We start from the raw sequence: 16,457 nt of genomic DNA, 5'->3' as shown, positions 1-16,457 counted from the left end.
ATGAAACTATCACTTTACTACTCTTGTTTTTGCCCAATCCATTTCTCATACAATTTGTCGTACTCCCCGTTCGCCTTCATATCTTTTAGTAAGCTATTAATCTCTTTTGTTAAATCATCTGCACCTTTTTGTACCGCAATTCCGTACGGCTCATCCGTGAAAATTTTCCCTACAACTTCATAATTCGAATCTTGTTTTGCCATGCCGTAAAGAATTGCATTATCTGTCGTTAATACATCGCCTTTCCCTGCTTTTAACGCCGTAAATGCCTCACTGTAATTTTCAAATTCTAATACAGTCGACTCTGGAGATTTTTGGCGTATATTATTTGTAGACGTTGAGCCTTTTACCGCTAACACTTTCACACCTTTTTTCACATCATCAATATTTTTAATATCGCTTCCTTTTTTAACAAGTAACGATTGCCCTGCTTTAAAATATACATCTGAAAAATCTACTTCCTTTTTACGTTCTTCCGTAATTGTCATTGTTGCGATAATTGCATCAATATCACCGTTTTTCAGTAGTGGAATACGCGTTTTAGACGTTACTTCTTTTAATTCTAGTTTCTTTTCATCTCCAAGGATTTTTTTCGCAAGCGCCTTTGCGATATCAACATCAAACCCTTCTACTTGCCCTGTTGAAGGATTTTTCAATCCGAATAAGTTCGTATCATTCTTCACCCCAACTACTAGCTTCCCGCGCTTTTTAATTTGCTCCACAGCCTCGCCTTGCTTCGTATTCGTTTCTTTCGCCTCATCTTTTTTACTTCCACATCCAGCAACGACAAGTACGAATAAACATGAGAATACGATTAACGTAAATAACTTTTTCATTTTAAGCATGAAATTCCTCCTTTAATGATTTAACACTCTTCTTAAAAATAGACGCGCCCTTTCTTGTTCAGGACTTGCAAAAAATTGCGCCGGTGTTGTATCCTCAATGATCTTGCCATCATCCATAAATAAAATCCGATCTGCCACTTCTCGCGCAAATCCCATTTCATGCGTGACAACGACCATCGTCATCCCTTCTTTAGCTAGCGTTTTCATAACATCAAGTACTTCTCCGATCATCTCTGGATCAAGGGCAGACGTAGGCTCATCAAATAGCATAATTTCTGGCTGCATTGCGAGCCCCCTAGCAATTGCTACCCTTTGCTGTTGTCCTCCAGATAGTTGATGCGGGTATACACTAGCCTTCTCTGGGATTCCTACCTTCTCTAAATAAAACATCGCTGTTTTCTCAGCTTCTTCTTTTGAAACTTTATTTACTTTAATCGGTGCTAGTGTAATATTTTGAAGAACCGTTTTATGTGGATATAAATAAAAATGTTGAAAGACCATTCCAATATTTCGGCGTAATTCATTCATATCTGTTTTTGCATTGTGTACCTCCGTACCTTGTACAATTAACGCTCCATCTGTAATTGTCTCTAACTGATTTATACACCGTAGCAACGTACTTTTTCCTGATCCGGACGGCCCAACAACTACTACCACTTCACCTTTTTTCACTTGTACATTAATATCTTTTAAAACTTGAAAAGTACCATAATATTTATTTACATTACGAAACTCTATCAACATACTCCCCCCCTTCCCCTAACAAAGCATGTACATTCTTTTTATATTCAAAAATAGGCAAAAAAATAACTTCCAGCCTCATTTTGCCCATAAAAAAAGCAAAGGGATTTTCCCTTTGCTTTTTCATTTCTATTCTATTAAGATACTTCTTCTTTCTTATCTTTTCCGTATTCATGCTCCCAGAAATCAGCATTTTTAATTCCTAATGGCCCTGGATCGAATACTGGATCTTTTCCTTCTTTTTTCTGCTTTTCATAATCCTTTAATGCAACTAATGCAGGTTTTTGTAATAGTAAAATCGCAATGATATTTACCCATGCCATAATTCCTACACCGATGTCGCCTAAAGCCCAAGCTGTTGCTGCTGTTTTTATACAGCCGTAGAATACAGCTCCTAAAAATACAAATTTTAGTACCAGGGAAAGCCAAGGGCGGTCTTTATCACGATTTAAGTACGCGATATTCGTTTCTGCAATGTAGTAATACGCCATAATTGTTGTAAAGGCAAAGAATAGTAACGAAATTGCAACGAAACCGTTTCCAAATCCAGGGAAAACAGATTCTACCGCTGCCTGTGTATATCCTGGTCCTGGCTGAGCACCATTTAATTTATTTACGATAAAGTTTTTTCCGCTTGCATCAAATACGTTATACATGCCTGTAATAATCATCATAAATGCTGTTGCTGAGCAAACAAATAATGTATCAATGTAAACGGAAAATGCTTGCACTAAACCTTGTTTAGCTGGATGTGATACTTCAGCTGCTGCTGCTGCATGTGGTCCAGTTCCTTGTCCTGCTTCATTGGAATAAATACCACGTTTTACTCCCCAAGAAATGGCTAAACCGATAATACCACCGAAAGCCGCTTCTAAAGCAAAAGCACTTCTTATAATTAACATAAATGCTTCTGGCAATTTTTCAATATTCATAGCAACAATAACACAAGCTACTAAAATATAACCAACTGCCATAAACGGTACAACAACTTGTGCAACGTTAACGATTCGCTTTACGCCACCGAAGATGATAAGAGCTAATACAACAACTAATAAAGCCCCTGATACGGTAGTGTTAATTCCAAAAGCTGTTTCTAAGCTTACTGCAATACTATTTGCTTGCACACCTGGCAGTAAAAGCCCCGTTGCAAGAATTGTAGCTGCAACGAATACTAATGCATACCATTTCACACCTAAACCTTTTTCAATGTAATAAGCCGGTCCACCACGAAACTGTCCTTGATGTTTCGTTTTATATATTTGCGCGAGTGTTGATTCCACATAAGCTGATCCTGCTCCCAAAAAGGCTACTGCCCACATCCAAAATACAGCTCCTGGTCCACCGAAGGCAACCGCCGTTGCTACCCCAGCTATATTCCCTGTCCCAACGCGCCCTGATAATGAAAGTGCTAACGCTTGGAATGAAGAAACACCAGCCTCTGATTTTTCACCTTGAAATGTCAGCTTCACCATTTCTCCTACATGCCTTACTTGTAAAAACCTCGTTCGAATGGAAAAATATAAACCTACTCCTAAACATAAATAAACAAGTGCTGGACTCCAAACAATATTATTTAACCAGTTTACGAAAGCTTCCAACATTCCCCCTCCTTCTTTATAAAGAATATTCAGAATATATATAAAATTATAAGTGTATAACGAATCTAGGACAATATTATTTTAATAAAGTAAACATATTTTTGTATAAAAAAACAAAGTATACATTTATTTTATATACTTTGTTTTGAACAAAATGTATTATATATTCACAATTGCTTCTCTTTTTATAATTCTTTCGTACAGCTCTTCTGATAATTTCCTGAAGTTATCTGGCATATCTTTCCCTTTAAACTTCTTTTGAAGCGTGCCATATAAACCTATATCGCGTAAGCGTAAAAATAGCGGTAACGATTCATACCAACTATCCGCCAGTCTGTGCTCATACCCATATCCTTTTCGTAACACTTGTAATTGTTTACGAGCAAAACCTGTCTTCTCTTCCGCTGTCCACGGTGTAAATAGAACAGAGTAATAGAGAACCATCGCTAAATCATGTATAAAGTAATTATAAGCCGCATCATCAAAGTCAAAGATTGTTAGCTCTTTACCATCATAATGAAAATTACCTGGATGAATGTCACCGTGCATAAGGCCGAATGTTTCTCTTTCAATTGGAAGAGCCTTTATTTCATCCATTAATACCGCTGCAATCTTTTTTACTTGATCATCTTCTAATTCATTAACAATGCCACTTTCATCTTCTTCCCACGTATCACGATAGTCTGTTTTAGGATAGTTCATTGTTAGGCGATGCAGTTGTCCAATTGCTTTGCCCCATGCTTCAAAATAAGCATCTCCCCAATAAGGCGACTCTTCTCCTTTTACTTGCTCACCTTTTGCATATGTAAATAAAGAAGCGAAAAAGAAACTTTCATCCTCTGCTCCGATTTCTTCTACAAGATTTTGAGACGTTGAATAAAGAGGCCCTGCTACCTTTGCCCCATGCTCTGCAACATATCGTAAAAAATCTAGTTCCGCTTCGACTTCTTTTTTTGAACGGTGAGAAGAGTGGGTTAAACGTAATACGTAATCTTCACCACGATTGCCCTTCGCCTTAAAAATATAATTTTCAAAATCTCCAAGTGGTTTCTCTTCCACTATTACATGAAATGCCTTTGCTGCTCTTCTTAAAATCTCTTTTGTAAAAACTCGTTCTACAGATATTTCCATATGTATCCCTCCTATATATCTTCTTAATTCGACACAAACGTGAGAAGTACTGCTATGAAATTGAATAGTGCGTAGAAGATAATAGAACATAACCTTCAAGCCTATTTTTTCAAACAACCCAAGCATAATTTTCTCACAAAAAGCAAAAATTAACAGAAATGATTTCAAAGGAAAGGAGATGGAAAGTATGACTGAACAGAAAAGTTCACAACAAGATAATAACAAAAAGCATATGTTTCCATCACTTCCGGAGAACATTAATTACATTGAAAATAAACTTTTCCATTCTGATGATATAAAAAAACTAGATCTCCCTTTTCAAAACGGAAAAGGAACGATCTTATATATCGAATCCTTATCAGATCCAAATTTAATGCATCAATTAGCTCTTGAGCCATTATTAACGCGGTCTGATTTATCTTTAGAGAAAGCTTTTTCCACGTTAAATATGAAAAAAGAAACGAATTTGAATTATGGGGTACAGCTTTTATTACAAGGAAAATCCTTATATTTTCATGAACATGTCGACAGTTTTTGTATTTTCGAAACGGCTTTATCTTTAAAGAGAGATATAACAGAACCTGATAATGAAGGTATTGTACGTGGACCGCATACTGGTTTCGTAGAAGATTTAGCAACCAATTTAGCTTCTATTCGTAAACTCATAAAAAGTCCAAATGTCGTCGTTAAATATTTCACACTTGGTGAAGAAATGCACACGAAAGTGGCAATTGCTTACATGCAAAACATAGCGAATGACGATCTCGTTACAGAAGTAAAAAGACGGTTAGAAACGATTAAAACGGACGCACTTATGCCTCCAGGATACATACAAGAATTTATAGAGGATACGTCTTTCTCACCCTTCCCGCAGCAATTAAATACAGAGCGTCCAGATAGAGTCGCAGCAAATTTAATGGAAGGGCGCGTCGCTATTTTATCTGATGGAGATCCAACAGCGCTCATCGTACCTGTTACGTTATTCGCTTTCTATCAATCACCAGATGATTATAATAACCGCTGGATTGTCGGTTCTTTCGTCCGAATGATTCGTTTAGTAAGTTTTTTAATTGCTTTTCTCTTACCAGCTTTATATATTGCAACTGTCGCTTTTCATCCTGATGTGTTGCCGCTCGAACTTGTGTACACAATTAAAGCTTCATTAGAGAAAGTACCACTCCCACCTATTTTTGAAGCGCTCTTAATGGAGTTAATTTTCGAGTTATTACGGGAAGCTGGTATTCGTCTACCGAGCCGCGTTGGACAAACAATCGGTATTGTAGGTGGTTTAGTAATTGGTGATGCAATTGTAAAAGCGGGACTCGTTTCTTACACAATGATTATCGTTGTAGCTTTAACTGCAATCTCATCTTTTCTCGTTCCATCAAACGATATGAGTTCAGCTGTTCGAATTCTCCGTTTTCCATTAATGCTCCTTGCTGCCATATTCGGTTATGTAGGAATATCATTCGGTCTAATTATAACTTTCGTTCACTTATGTCAGCTTCATTCTTTTCATACACCATATCTTTCTCCCCTTGCACCAATGCGGATAAAGGATATGAAAGATTCTTTCGTAAGGCTACCAATTTGGTCATTTTGGGAAAGACCACATGATCCAAAACCGAAAAAAATGCAGCGCCAACATGTAACGAGAGAGGATGAGGACGGTGACAAACACGCAAAGTAAAATTTCTCTAGTTCAATTTACCCTTTTCGTTATTCAATGCCAAATCGGAGTCGGTATACTTTCTCTCCCAAACCGTCTTCACCCAATAGCGAAAGGTGGTGGGTGGATTTCTGCTCTCATCGCTGGACTTGCAATTCAGCTTATTATTTTACTTATGTGGCTTTTCTTAAAACGATTTCCTGATGCTGATATGTACGAAAGTGTTTGTATGTTATTTGGTAATAAATTTGGAAAACTATTAGGTTTTCTTTATGTTTTTTATTTCACTCTTATTGGTATGACAGTTATGTTAAGCGCTTGTAATGTCATTAAAGTTTGGATATTACAGGCCACTCCTTGGTCTGCCATTCTCATGCTATTTACAATAGCTTGTTGTTATGTAGCTTATAATACGTTTAAAGTCATCGTACGATTTTATGTCATGGCCTCTATTCTTATTTTACCTATGGCGCTTTTAATTGGACTTGGGCTCTCACGGGCTGATTTTTCTTATATTTTTCCCATTACAGAGGCTGGATGGTGGAATATTATTCAAGCATCGAAAGAAACAATTACGGCTATGTATGGTTTTGAAATCTTTCTCATCGCATTTCCTAAAGTAAATGGGACTGCTGTTGCAAAACTAAAAGCAATTTCTATCGCTAATGGATTTGTAACTCTCTTTTATGCTTTTACCGTTTGGATTTGCTTTATCGTATTTAGCCCAAAACAAGTTGAGCTTATTCCAGAACCAGTTGCTTACTTATTACGCTCCTTGCATATCGGGATTATAGACCGAACTGATTTACTATTCATACCAATTTGGATGATAACTGTTGTAGCTTCTATTGCTAGTTATTACTGTGCAGCCTCTATAGGAATCGGGCATATCTTCAATCTTGCTAATCATAAAAAGGCTGTTCCAATCGTTGGTATTATTGCTTTTAGTGTAGCCTTATTTATAGATACACCTGAAGAATTAAAAGTAATTTCAACTTTCACTGATAAGTTCACCTATATTTTCATCGTTGTCCTCCCTTTTTTATTTCTACTTTATTCAGTAATAAGAAAGAAGAAAGGAGAACAGTATGTTCAAAAAAAGAGTTAAATTACTTTTTATATTATGTACTAGTTCCCTCCTTTCTGGCTGTTGGGATCAAGAACCATTAAGAGAAGCGAGATTAGCTTATAGTATTGGATATGATATTACGGAAGAGAATAAACTTCAGCAAACGCTTGAACTCGTAAAAAGTTCAAGCGGAGAGCAATCTTCATTCGAGAATGAAATACATTCAGCAAACGGGCATAACGTAAGGGATACAAGCGATGCCTTAAAAAAAAATGTGACTGGTAATATTCGCTATTTCAAATATGGTGTTCAATTACTAGGAACCAAAATTCTAAAAAAAGGTATACTACCCTATTTAGATGTCAGCTTTCGGGACCCAACAAACCCAACGGCTTTAGTAAAACTTATTGCAGTAGATGGTGAAACGTCCGAAATACTGGAAAAAAAGAAAGTAGGAAATTTACTAATTGGAGATTTTCTAAAGAAAAAAGTGAAAAGCTTAGAAGATATGAGTGTATTTCCAAAAGAAACTTTAGAAACAGCTGCTACAAAAATGTTAGATCCCGGTAAAGACTTTACCCTCCCTTCTATAAAAATAAAAGGAAAAGAAGTAATTACAAACGGGTTAGCTTTATTTAACAATGATAAATTAACTGGGCATTTATCTTTGAAACAATCTGTTTTATTCGTATTATTAACCGGAAAAATGGGAACAAGCGCCCGTATAACCCAAAAACTTACTAGCGATGAATCAGAGAAAACATCTGATTATTTAACAATGGAAATTAGCAATCGAAAGTTAAAACGAGACTTAAAAATAACAACAGATAAAAAAGGAAATGTTTATGCTCACATTAAGCTCCAACTAAAAGTAATAGCACTTGAAGCCCCAAGAGATAATATTTATAAAATGGAAGCAAGAAAAAAACTAAATAAGGAATTATCAAAGCAACTTACGAAAGAAGCGAAAAAAATAACAAACAAACTACAAAAAGCAAATTGTGATGCTTTCGGAATTGGTAGACATCTCATTGCTTATCATCCTGACTTATGGAAGAAAAAAAATTGGAATAAAGATTATGCAAAAGTAAAATTTAAGCCTGAGGTAGAAGTAAGCATTTTGTATAGCGGTGTCTTAAAATAAAAGGTTGTATGCCACGCGGGCATACAACCTTTCTATTTCGTATAACGATATACAATGGATTCATATGGTCTTAAGTTAAGGTTTGTAATATTCTTGCTGGAATCTTTATAATTCGACAGTAGTATTTCTTGTTTCATTCCATCTAATTGAACATGTGCTGGTACAGCGTACGTTATTTCTTCTCCATAGAAGTTATTGATAACAAGTAATATTTCATCATTTACAGTACGTGTGTATGCCCAAATCTTAGGATGATTTCCATCTAAAATAGCATATTCTCCTTCTGTAATAACATCATACGTTTTTCTAAGTTCTATTAACTTTTTATAATGATAAAATACAGATTCCTTATCTTCTAATGCCCTCTCTACGTTTATTTCTGTAAAGTTTTCTGCCACTGAAATCCAAGGTGTACTTGTTGTAAAACCACTGTTTACCTTTTCATTCCACTGCATCGGAGTACGGGAGTTATCACGAGATTTTTGTTTTAAAATCTCGATAATCTCTTCTTTTGATAATCCTTTTTCTCGCTTTATATCGTATATGTTTAATGATTCTACATCGCGATATTGCTCAATGGATTCAAATTTAGGATTCGTCATACCGATTTCTTCGCCTTGATAAATGTAAGGTGTGCCCTGCAACATATGCATAGCTGTTGCTAACATTTTCGCAGATTCATTTCGGTACTTTCTATCATCACCGAAGCGTGACACAATACGAGGCTGGTCATGATTACACCAGAATAATGCATTCCATCCTCCGCCCTTTTGCATTTCAATTTGCCAATTAGACATAATCTCTTTTAATTTAATAAAATCAAAATCTGCTTTCGTCCACTTGTCTCCATTCGGATAATCTACTTTTAAATGATGAAAACTAAATGTCATACTTAATTCACTGCGCTCAGGGTTTGAATATTTAATACAATTATCAATTGTCGTAGATGACATTTCTCCAACTGTAATTACATCTTTCCCTTCAAAAACATTTCGGTTCATCTCTTGTAAATATTCATGAACCCGCGGACCATCTGTATAATATTTACGGCCATCGCTTGTCGCCTTACTTCCGTCATCATTTAAAAACTGTTGATCTTTTGAAATTAAATTAATAACATCTAATCGGAATCCAGTTACCCCTTTATCCAGCCAAAAACGCATCATATCATATACTTCTTCACGAAGTTTTTCATTTTCCCAATTTAAATCCGCTTGCGTCTCATCAAATAGATGTAAAAAATATTGCTCTGTCTTCTCATCATATTTCCAAGCTGACCCACCAAACTTAGATTGCCAATTATTTTTTTCATCACGCCAAATGTAATAATTACGATATGGACTATTTTTATCTTCCTTCGCTTCCTTAAACCACTTATGCTCCGTCGAACTATGATTTACAACGATATCAAGCATAATTTCAATATTACGTGCCTTTGCTTCTTCTAAAAGCTCTTCAAACTCTTCCATCGTTCCGTAAGATGGATCAATGCTGTAGTAATCACTTACATCGTATCCATTATCATTTTGTGGTGATTGGTATATCGGTGTTAACCAAATATAATCTACTCCGAGTTCTTTTAAATAATCTAGTTTCTCTGTAACCCCTTTTATATCACCGGTTTCTTTATTGTAATAGCTATTAAAGCTCTTCGGATAAATTTGATAAACTACACTTTTATGCCAATCCTTCATGTTTAACTTCCTCCTACTTCTGTTTTGCTCGTTTTGCAAATAACCACGTTAACGTAAATGGGATTACAACCGCGATAATCATTCCGACAATAAATATTGGAATCGATTTCGGAATGATAGAAATAAATGCTGGTAATCCGCCAATTCCGATGGCAGGTGCTAATACACCATTTAGCGTAATAAATATAGCTGCAGTAGCTGATCCTATAATCGCTGCATAGAACGGGAATTTATTTCGTAAGTTTACACCAAACATAGCTGGCTCGGTAATACCGAAATATGCTGAGATTGCTGATGTAGATGCCATACTTTTATCATTTTGATTTTTAGAAATCCAGAACATCGCAAGTGCCGCACTACCTTGCGCAATGTTAGAAAGAGCAATCATTGGCCAAATGAATGTACCACCGTGCTGTGCAATTAATTGTAAGTCGATAGCAATAAACATATGATGCATACCTGTAATGACAAGCGGTGCATATAATGCTCCAAACAATACTGCTCCAACTACTGGTACTGTTTCATATACACCTACTAATCCAGCTGTTAATAAATCTCCAATATGACGTGTAACTGGACCAATAATTCCTAATGCTAACACACCTGTTACAACAATCGTTGTAATGGGTACAACTAATAATTGAATTGCATTTGGTACATGTTTCTTCAAGAAAATTTCCACTTTACTTAATACGAATGCTGCTACTAAAACCGGTAAGATTTGACCTTGATACCCTACCTTTTCAATTTGAAATAATCCTAAAATATCGAAGTACTCAATCTTTTGTCCATCTAAACCAGTCGCTGCTTTACCATAATCCCACGCATTTAATAAGGCTGGATGCACAAGCATTAATCCCATAACAATCCCTAATATCGGACTACCACCAAAACGCTTCGTTGCTGACCAACCGACAAGTGCTGGTAAGAATACGAATGCTGTATTCGCCATCATATTAATTAAATCCCAAAGACCACTTAAGTTTGGATACACATCTAATAAATTTTTACCTTCAAAAAATAAGTCCTTCGCCCCTAATAGATTGTTAATTCCCATTAGTAAACCAGCTGTTACGATTGCTGGTAATATCGGCATAAATACATCTGAAAATACTTTTACAAACTTTTGAGCTGGATTTAACTTTTGGTTTCCAGAGTCTTTCACGTCAGCTACTGTCGCTTCCTTCATACCTGCAAGCGTTATCAATTCCGCATATACTCGATCCACATCTCCTGGACCAATTACAATTTGAAATACCCCAGCGTTATGAAACGCTCCCTTCACTAATGAAATAGACTGCAATTTATCATTATCTATTTTACTTTCATCTTTTAAAGCGATACGGAGCCTCGTTACACAGTGTGCAGCTTGTTCAATATTGTCTTTCCCACCAATATACTGCAACACTTCCTCTGCTGTTTTACGATAGTCTTTCCCCATATTCCCGTCCCTCTTTTCTTTTTTTGATACCGTTTACAATTACATATTAACTCGTATATATAAGTTAGTCAACACTCGTATATACGAGTTTGTTATTTTTTTATAAAAAAAGAGATGAAACAATAGTTTGTTCCATCTCTTTACTTCCTCCGCGCCACATCCGAAAAATGAAAAATATCTAAACGATGGCGTGATTCTGTATATTCGAACTGACTTCCATCATAAAAATGCGTAAAGTTTTTCACAACGACAACATAGTCTGTTCCATTTAAATCTAAATACTTTCTATCGTCCTCTTTACATGGCTGCACTTCAATTACCCTCTGTGAGTAACTAATATGAAGATCTAGTTCTTTCTCAATGTATTTATAAATAGACTTCGCTGCAATTTCACTCGTTAATCCAGGAATATATTCCGATACAAAATGATTGATATCCAAAATTACTTTTTCTCCATCAATATTTCGTACGCGTTTAATGTGATCTATTTCTGTTTTCTCTTTCACATTTAATAGCTTTGCAACCTCTTTTGTCGCTTTTACTCTCTCCATTTCCACGACTTCTGTAATACAATGACGTCCTAAACGTTCATTTTCTTCTTGGAAACTTACAATACCACCAAAGTTGAATTCAATGTTTTTTCGCTTTAAAACAAAAACACCTTTTCCATGTATTTTTTGAACATATCCACGCTCTTGTAATAAATCTACAGCTTTTCTTACCGTACCTCGGCTTGCTTCATACTGCTTCATTAATTCAGTTTCTGATGGGATTTTGCATCCCTCTTTTAATTGTTTATTATCAATTGACTTGCTGATTTCTGTATAAATTTGTTCATACTTGCTCATCATCTACAATAGCCCCTTGTCACCTTCTAATTCTATATGTATTATACCACGCTACACTCTTCTGCCAATCTCTCACTTATTTTCCAGTATAGGAAAAATACAGGTAAATATTTAATCTCTAAAACGTATTTTTATAAAAATTTTTATATTTTTCTTTTCATTCAAAAAAACATGTAGTATACTAACTTCAAAATCAGAGGAGAAAGGGAGCAAAGAACTATGCTTACTTATACAACAATTGTAGTTACATTTGCACAAAAACATCATCATCATACGTAACCCTTGAAACCTAGCGGGAAAATTACGCGTAGGTACAAGGGTTATTCCCGTTGTACCTACGTTAGGCGAAGAGCCATGTAGGTATTTTTTATCTACATGGCTCTTTTTTTATTGCCAAAAAGCTAGTAAAAAATGATGTTTACGCAAAACTTACTACAAAGGAGTTAACAAAAATGGAAACGAAAAAATGGGGATTATGGATTTTAACAGCTTTTGTGATCGGAAATATGGTTGGCGGTGGCGTATTTATGCTCCCAGCAAATTTAGCACACGTATCGGGTCCAATGGGTTCTACACTTGCGTGGAGTATTACAGGACTTGGCGTATTTATGATTGCACTCGTATTTGGAAATTTAGCAATCCGAAAGCCAGAATTAAAAGCTGGACCACAAAGTTATGCTCAAGCAATGTTCCCTTCAAAAAAAGCGGGTAAAGTTGCAGGATACAGTATGGCATGGGGATATTGGGCTGCAAACTGGGCTGCAACCGCATCTGTTATTATTTCCTTTGCTGGATATTTATCAACATTCTTTCCAGTTTTACAAAGTAAGCAAATTCTCTTTTCAACGAACGGATTTTCACTAGAACTCGGAAAAGGATTAACTTTCCTCGTATGTAGCCTTATGTTATGGGGAATTCAATATATTCTTTCTCAAAATATTGACCGAGCTGGGAATATGAATCTTCTTGCTACCATTGCAAAGATTATCGGATTTACAATGTTTATTGTAATCACATTATTCATTTTCAATGCCTCTAATTTCGGAGACGGTCAAACATTTATGAATGAAGCGGGACAATCCATTTCGTTAGGTGGACAAATCAACTCAGCTGCTATCGCAACACTTTGGGCATTTATCGGTATTGAATCTGCTGTAATGCTTTCTAATCGTGCAAAATCTCAGCGCGATGTAAAAAAGGCTACCATTTTCGGATTAATTATCGCTCTTCTTATTTACATGTCAATTACTCTACTTACAATGGGAGCACTCTCGCAAGATGCTTTAAAAGAATCGCAAAAACCATTAGTAGACGCGTTAAATTTAGCAATTGGTACTAAAGGCGCATATATCATGGCTTTACTTGCACTTGTATCTTTATTTGGATCTACAGTTGGATGGATCGTTGTTAGTTCAGAAGTACCTTATCAGGCAGCAAAGAATGGACTTTTCCCTAAGTTTTTTGCGAAAACAAATAAAAAAGGTAGTCCTTCAAAATCATTATTTATTACAAATGTGATGACGCAAATTTTCTTATTCTCAACGATTTCCGGCACTGTGTCAGAAGCTTATAATTTCGCTATCGTTGTAGCAACATTAGCTTATTTAATTCCATACCTTGTTTCTACGCTGTACCAATTCAAATTGGTTATTACAGGAGAAACGTATGATGTAATGCCAGGCTCTCGAATAAAGGATGGGATCATTACTGCATTAGCATTTGTATACTCTATTTGGGTTATCAAAACCGGAACTGCTGATTTAAAAACGTTCTTCTTAGGAATTGGATTGTTCGTATTAGGTCTTATTCTTTATCCAGTACTAATGAAAAACTCACAAAAAACGAATTAAAAAAAGAGAAGCTACCAGCTTCTCTTTTTTTATTAAAAATCTGTAATTAACTTTTCTTTTAACTCTCCTACAGATAAAGGCTTCGCATAATAAAATCCTTGTACGTAATCACAGCCCATAGATTGTAATAAACTTTCTTGCTCTACTGTTTCTACCCCTTCAGCAACTACTGCTAAATTTAAACTATGAGCAATTTCAATAACAGATTTTACAATCGTTCGCTCTGGCTGTGCATGATCATAATGAAATTCACGAATAAAGTTACGATCAATTTTTACTATATCCAGTGGTAGTTGTTTTAGGTAATATAAAGAAGAATAGCCCGTTCCGAAGTCATCTAAAGCAATTAAAATACCCATATTTCTTAATTCTTGTAATGTAGCAATAATATAATCAAAATGACGAACAGCAATGCTTTCTGTTATTTCTAAAATTAAACGATTCGGTGGAAAGCCAGTTCTCCTTAAAATGCTACGTACAGATAAAATAAAACGCTTTTGCATTAATTGTTGTATGGATAAATTCACAGATAACTTTAGTCCTTCTTCGTAATCTGGCAATGTTTTAAACAAGCGACATGACTTTTCTAATACCCAGTCTCCTAATTTTATAATAAGTCCAGATTCTTCAGCTACTGGAATAAATTCGTCTGGCGAAATAGGGCCTTCTTCTGTCGAACAACGTGCTAAAGCCTCAATACCAGTATATTTCTTCGTTTTCAAATCAATAATAGGCTGCAGTGCCACATCTAACTCTTCATCACGAATTGCCTTTTGCAAAGCGAATTCAATTTTCATTCTACGATTTATTTTCGCACGTAACTCATCTGTAAAGAAACACGCGGCATTTCTGCCCTGTTCTTTCGCGCTATACATAGCTAAATCCGAATTCTTCAATAAAGTTTCTACATCTTGTCCATCTTGCGGATATGAGCACAGCCCTAGACTAGCTGAAATGTATACTTCATGACCTTCAAGCATAAATGGTGCCTGAAAACACGACAACACTGATGTCGCTAACTGCCTCATTTCATCTTGCGTATGTTTTTTTGTTAACAACACAAATTCGTCGCCACCCAGTCTAGCCAGGACGTCTTTCTCTCCTAGCACATAATGCAACCGTGAAGCAACTTCGCTCAAAAGTAAATCCCCTATCATATGACCTAGCGTATCGTTTACTAATTTAAAACGATCCAAATCAAAGTAAATCATACCAAATTCTTTTTTGCCTGCAATCATCTCGTTTACAGTCGTTATTAACTGCAATCGGTTCGGTAAACTCGTTAAAGCATCATGATACGCAAGTTCCCTATAACGACTTTCACTTAACCGTAGCCTCTGTTCTGCTTCTTTCCTACTACTAATATCATTTCGGATTGCTATAAATTGATATGGCTCTCCTTTTTCATTTAAAAATGGAACAATTGTTGTTTTAACCCAATAATATGTCCCATCTTTTGCTTGATTTCGAATCTCACCTCTCCATACTTTTCCGCTCAAAATGCGCTTCCAAAGAATTTGAAAAAATGATTTTGGGTGATATCCTGAATTTAAAATACGATGATCTTTCCCTATTAACTCTTCTCGTGTATATTTGGAGATTTCACAAAATTTATCATTTACATATGTAATAAGACCATTTCGGTCTGTAATCGCAACAATTGAAGACTCATCTAATGCTAACTTTAAATCTCGCAATGAAGAGTCATATAATGCATGACCTCTTTGTTCTAGCATGCGCATCTCTCCTTGCTTCCTATCTGACTAAGACACAACTTGTTTCTTTTCATAGAAATAGAGATATTTCATTTCCTAATAATCGTCCTTTACATAAATCACATTTTGAAATATGCCGATTAAAATAACATAATATTATTTGTAATAAAAAGCAATATAATACCGCTTCAATTATAAATAGTAGTTTCTGACCGTTATAATTAGCTTACTTTATTATACCTTATTCATTCTCTTACATTCCTTTATAACTAGCTCCATACAACCACTGTTCCCTACTAATTCCGCTCACATTTAACCTCTTTACTTTACTAGCGAAATAGAAGTATGATCACACTATACAACTATTCACGAATAATAATATAGAAATTAAAATTCGTATATATGTTTTTGAATTACAATAACAAAATATTAACATATTTCCACCTTTATTTTGGAAGTATTTTATAAATAAATACTTTATTAAACGAAAAAAAGAGGGTAGCCTCTTTTCTTCGTTTAATACGGATATGGCATTTGCTGATAACCCGGATATGGCGTTGGATATGGTGCTGGGTATGGCGCTGGATAAGCTACTGGGTACGGTGCTGGATAGTAGCCTCCACCTGCTGCACCCGTTAATGCACCAGCTGTAAGTCCGCCTAACATGCCTCCAGCAAAACTTCCAGGGAAAAATCCACCGCCCCATGAGCCG

Annotated in this window: 12 protein-coding genes and 1 pseudogene; 4 read left to right on the top strand and 9 right to left on the bottom strand. The window is 35.7% G+C overall.

Translation table 11 applies throughout. The features are described 5' to 3' along the window. Positions 1 to 17: 17 nt before the first annotated feature. The 4 genes from glnH to MR113_RS15855 form a co-directional block, all read right to left on the bottom strand. Entirely contained in the window at positions 18 to 845 is an 828-nt protein-coding gene (glnH, locus tag MR113_RS15870) for a glutamine ABC transporter substrate-binding protein GlnH (RefSeq protein ID WP_242255417.1), read from the bottom strand. Between the two features lie 12 nt (positions 846 to 857). After that, the gene (locus MR113_RS15865; RefSeq protein ID WP_242242660.1) at positions 858 to 1,586 is read right to left on the bottom strand and encodes an amino acid ABC transporter ATP-binding protein; all 729 of its coding nucleotides are present in this window, start codon (positions 1,584 to 1,586) and stop codon (positions 858 to 860) included. A 137-nt stretch (positions 1,587 to 1,723) separates the two neighbouring features. Next, complete coding sequence (locus MR113_RS15860) at positions 1,724 to 3,184, bottom strand: alanine/glycine:cation symporter family protein (RefSeq protein WP_242255415.1); 1,461 nt, start codon at positions 3,182 to 3,184, stop codon at positions 1,724 to 1,726. A gap of 159 nt (positions 3,185 to 3,343) precedes the next feature. Further along, the gene (locus tag MR113_RS15855) at positions 3,344 to 4,315 is read right to left on the bottom strand and encodes a phosphotransferase enzyme family protein (protein ID WP_242255413.1); all 972 of its coding nucleotides are present in this window, start codon (positions 4,313 to 4,315) and stop codon (positions 3,344 to 3,346) included. A 187-nt stretch (positions 4,316 to 4,502) separates the two neighbouring features. Here MR113_RS15855 and gerKA point away from each other — a divergent pair, with 187 nt between their 5' ends. Genes gerKA through gerKC form a run of 3 tightly spaced genes read left to right on the top strand, consistent with a single transcriptional unit; the run spans position 4,503 to position 8,197 of the window. Further along, positions 4,503 to 6,005, top strand: coding sequence for a spore germination protein GerKA (gene gerKA / locus MR113_RS15850; protein ID WP_242255411.1), 1,503 nt, complete (start codon positions 4,503 to 4,505; stop codon positions 6,003 to 6,005). Beyond that, entirely contained in the window at positions 5,986 to 7,092 is a 1,107-nt protein-coding gene (locus MR113_RS15845) for a GerAB/ArcD/ProY family transporter (protein WP_242255410.1), read from the top strand. Before gerKA ends, MR113_RS15845 begins: the two co-directional genes overlap by 20 nt. Further along, the gene (gene gerKC, locus MR113_RS15840; RefSeq protein ID WP_242255407.1) at positions 7,073 to 8,197 is read left to right on the top strand and encodes a spore germination protein GerKC; all 1,125 of its coding nucleotides are present in this window, start codon (positions 7,073 to 7,075) and stop codon (positions 8,195 to 8,197) included. The genes MR113_RS15845 and gerKC overlap by 20 nt, the downstream gene beginning before the upstream one ends. Positions 8,198 to 8,229: 32 nt before the next feature. Here gerKC and treC read toward each other — a convergent pair whose 3' ends face one another. The 3 genes from treC to treR form a co-directional block, all read right to left on the bottom strand. Then, positions 8,230 to 9,891, bottom strand: a complete 1,662-nt coding sequence (treC, locus tag MR113_RS15835; protein WP_098597524.1) for an alpha,alpha-phosphotrehalase — start codon at positions 9,889 to 9,891, stop codon at positions 8,230 to 8,232. A gap of 13 nt (positions 9,892 to 9,904) precedes the next feature. Beyond that, complete coding sequence (gene treP / locus MR113_RS15830) at positions 9,905 to 11,332, bottom strand: PTS system trehalose-specific EIIBC component (protein ID WP_071720980.1); 1,428 nt, start codon at positions 11,330 to 11,332, stop codon at positions 9,905 to 9,907. 140 nt (positions 11,333 to 11,472) lie between these two features. Further along, positions 11,473 to 12,183 carry a trehalose operon repressor gene (treR, locus tag MR113_RS15825; RefSeq protein WP_242255405.1) on the bottom strand — a complete coding sequence of 237 codons (711 nt, stop codon included), beginning with the start codon at positions 12,181 to 12,183 and terminating at the stop codon, positions 11,473 to 11,475. A 449-nt stretch (positions 12,184 to 12,632) separates the two neighbouring features. Here treR and MR113_RS15820 point away from each other — a divergent pair, with 449 nt between their 5' ends. After that, the gene (locus MR113_RS15820; protein ID WP_242255403.1) at positions 12,633 to 14,030 is read left to right on the top strand and encodes an amino acid permease; all 1,398 of its coding nucleotides are present in this window, start codon (positions 12,633 to 12,635) and stop codon (positions 14,028 to 14,030) included. A gap of 32 nt (positions 14,031 to 14,062) precedes the next feature. Here MR113_RS15820 and MR113_RS15815 read toward each other — a convergent pair whose 3' ends face one another. Both MR113_RS15815 and MR113_RS15810 read right to left on the bottom strand, forming a co-directional pair. Next, positions 14,063 to 15,766 (bottom strand): putative bifunctional diguanylate cyclase/phosphodiesterase, encoded by a 1,704-nt coding sequence (locus MR113_RS15815; RefSeq protein ID WP_242255401.1) that lies wholly within the window; start codon positions 15,764 to 15,766, stop codon positions 14,063 to 14,065. Between the two features lie 495 nt (positions 15,767 to 16,261). After that, positions 16,262 to 16,457, bottom strand: a pseudogene (locus tag MR113_RS15810) (cobalt transporter); the annotation flags it as partial.

This window comes from Bacillus cereus group sp. BfR-BA-01379 (assembly GCF_022663605.1).
GTDB classification, from domain to species: domain Bacteria; phylum Bacillota; class Bacilli; order Bacillales; family Bacillaceae_G; genus Bacillus_A; species Bacillus_A mobilis.
Note: the sequence above shows the minus strand (reverse complement) of the source record. Positions and strands in the feature narration are given on the sequence as shown.

Bases quoted from the DNA above. Each gene is read 5' to 3' on its own strand.
- glnH (WP_242255417.1), bottom strand. From the start codon at position 845: ATGCTTAAAATGAAAAAGTTATTTACGTTAATCGTATTCTCATGTTTA.
- MR113_RS15855 (WP_242255413.1), bottom strand. From the start codon at position 4,315: ATGGAAATATCTGTAGAACGAGTTTTTACAAAAGAGATTTTAAGAAGA.
- gerKA (WP_242255411.1), top strand. From the start codon at position 4,503: ATGACTGAACAGAAAAGTTCACAACAAGATAATAACAAAAAGCATATG.
- gerKC (WP_242255407.1), top strand. From the start codon at position 7,073: ATGTTCAAAAAAAGAGTTAAATTACTTTTTATATTATGTACTAGTTCC.
- treC (WP_098597524.1), bottom strand. From the start codon at position 9,891: ATGAAGGATTGGCATAAAAGTGTAGTTTATCAAATTTATCCGAAGAGC.
- treP (WP_071720980.1), bottom strand. From the start codon at position 11,332: ATGGGGAAAGACTATCGTAAAACAGCAGAGGAAGTGTTGCAGTATATT.
- treR (WP_242255405.1), bottom strand. From the start codon at position 12,183: ATGATGAGCAAGTATGAACAAATTTATACAGAAATCAGCAAGTCAATT.
- MR113_RS15820 (WP_242255403.1), top strand. From the start codon at position 12,633: ATGGAAACGAAAAAATGGGGATTATGGATTTTAACAGCTTTTGTGATC.
- MR113_RS15815 (WP_242255401.1), bottom strand. From the start codon at position 15,766: ATGCTAGAACAAAGAGGTCATGCATTATATGACTCTTCATTGCGAGAT.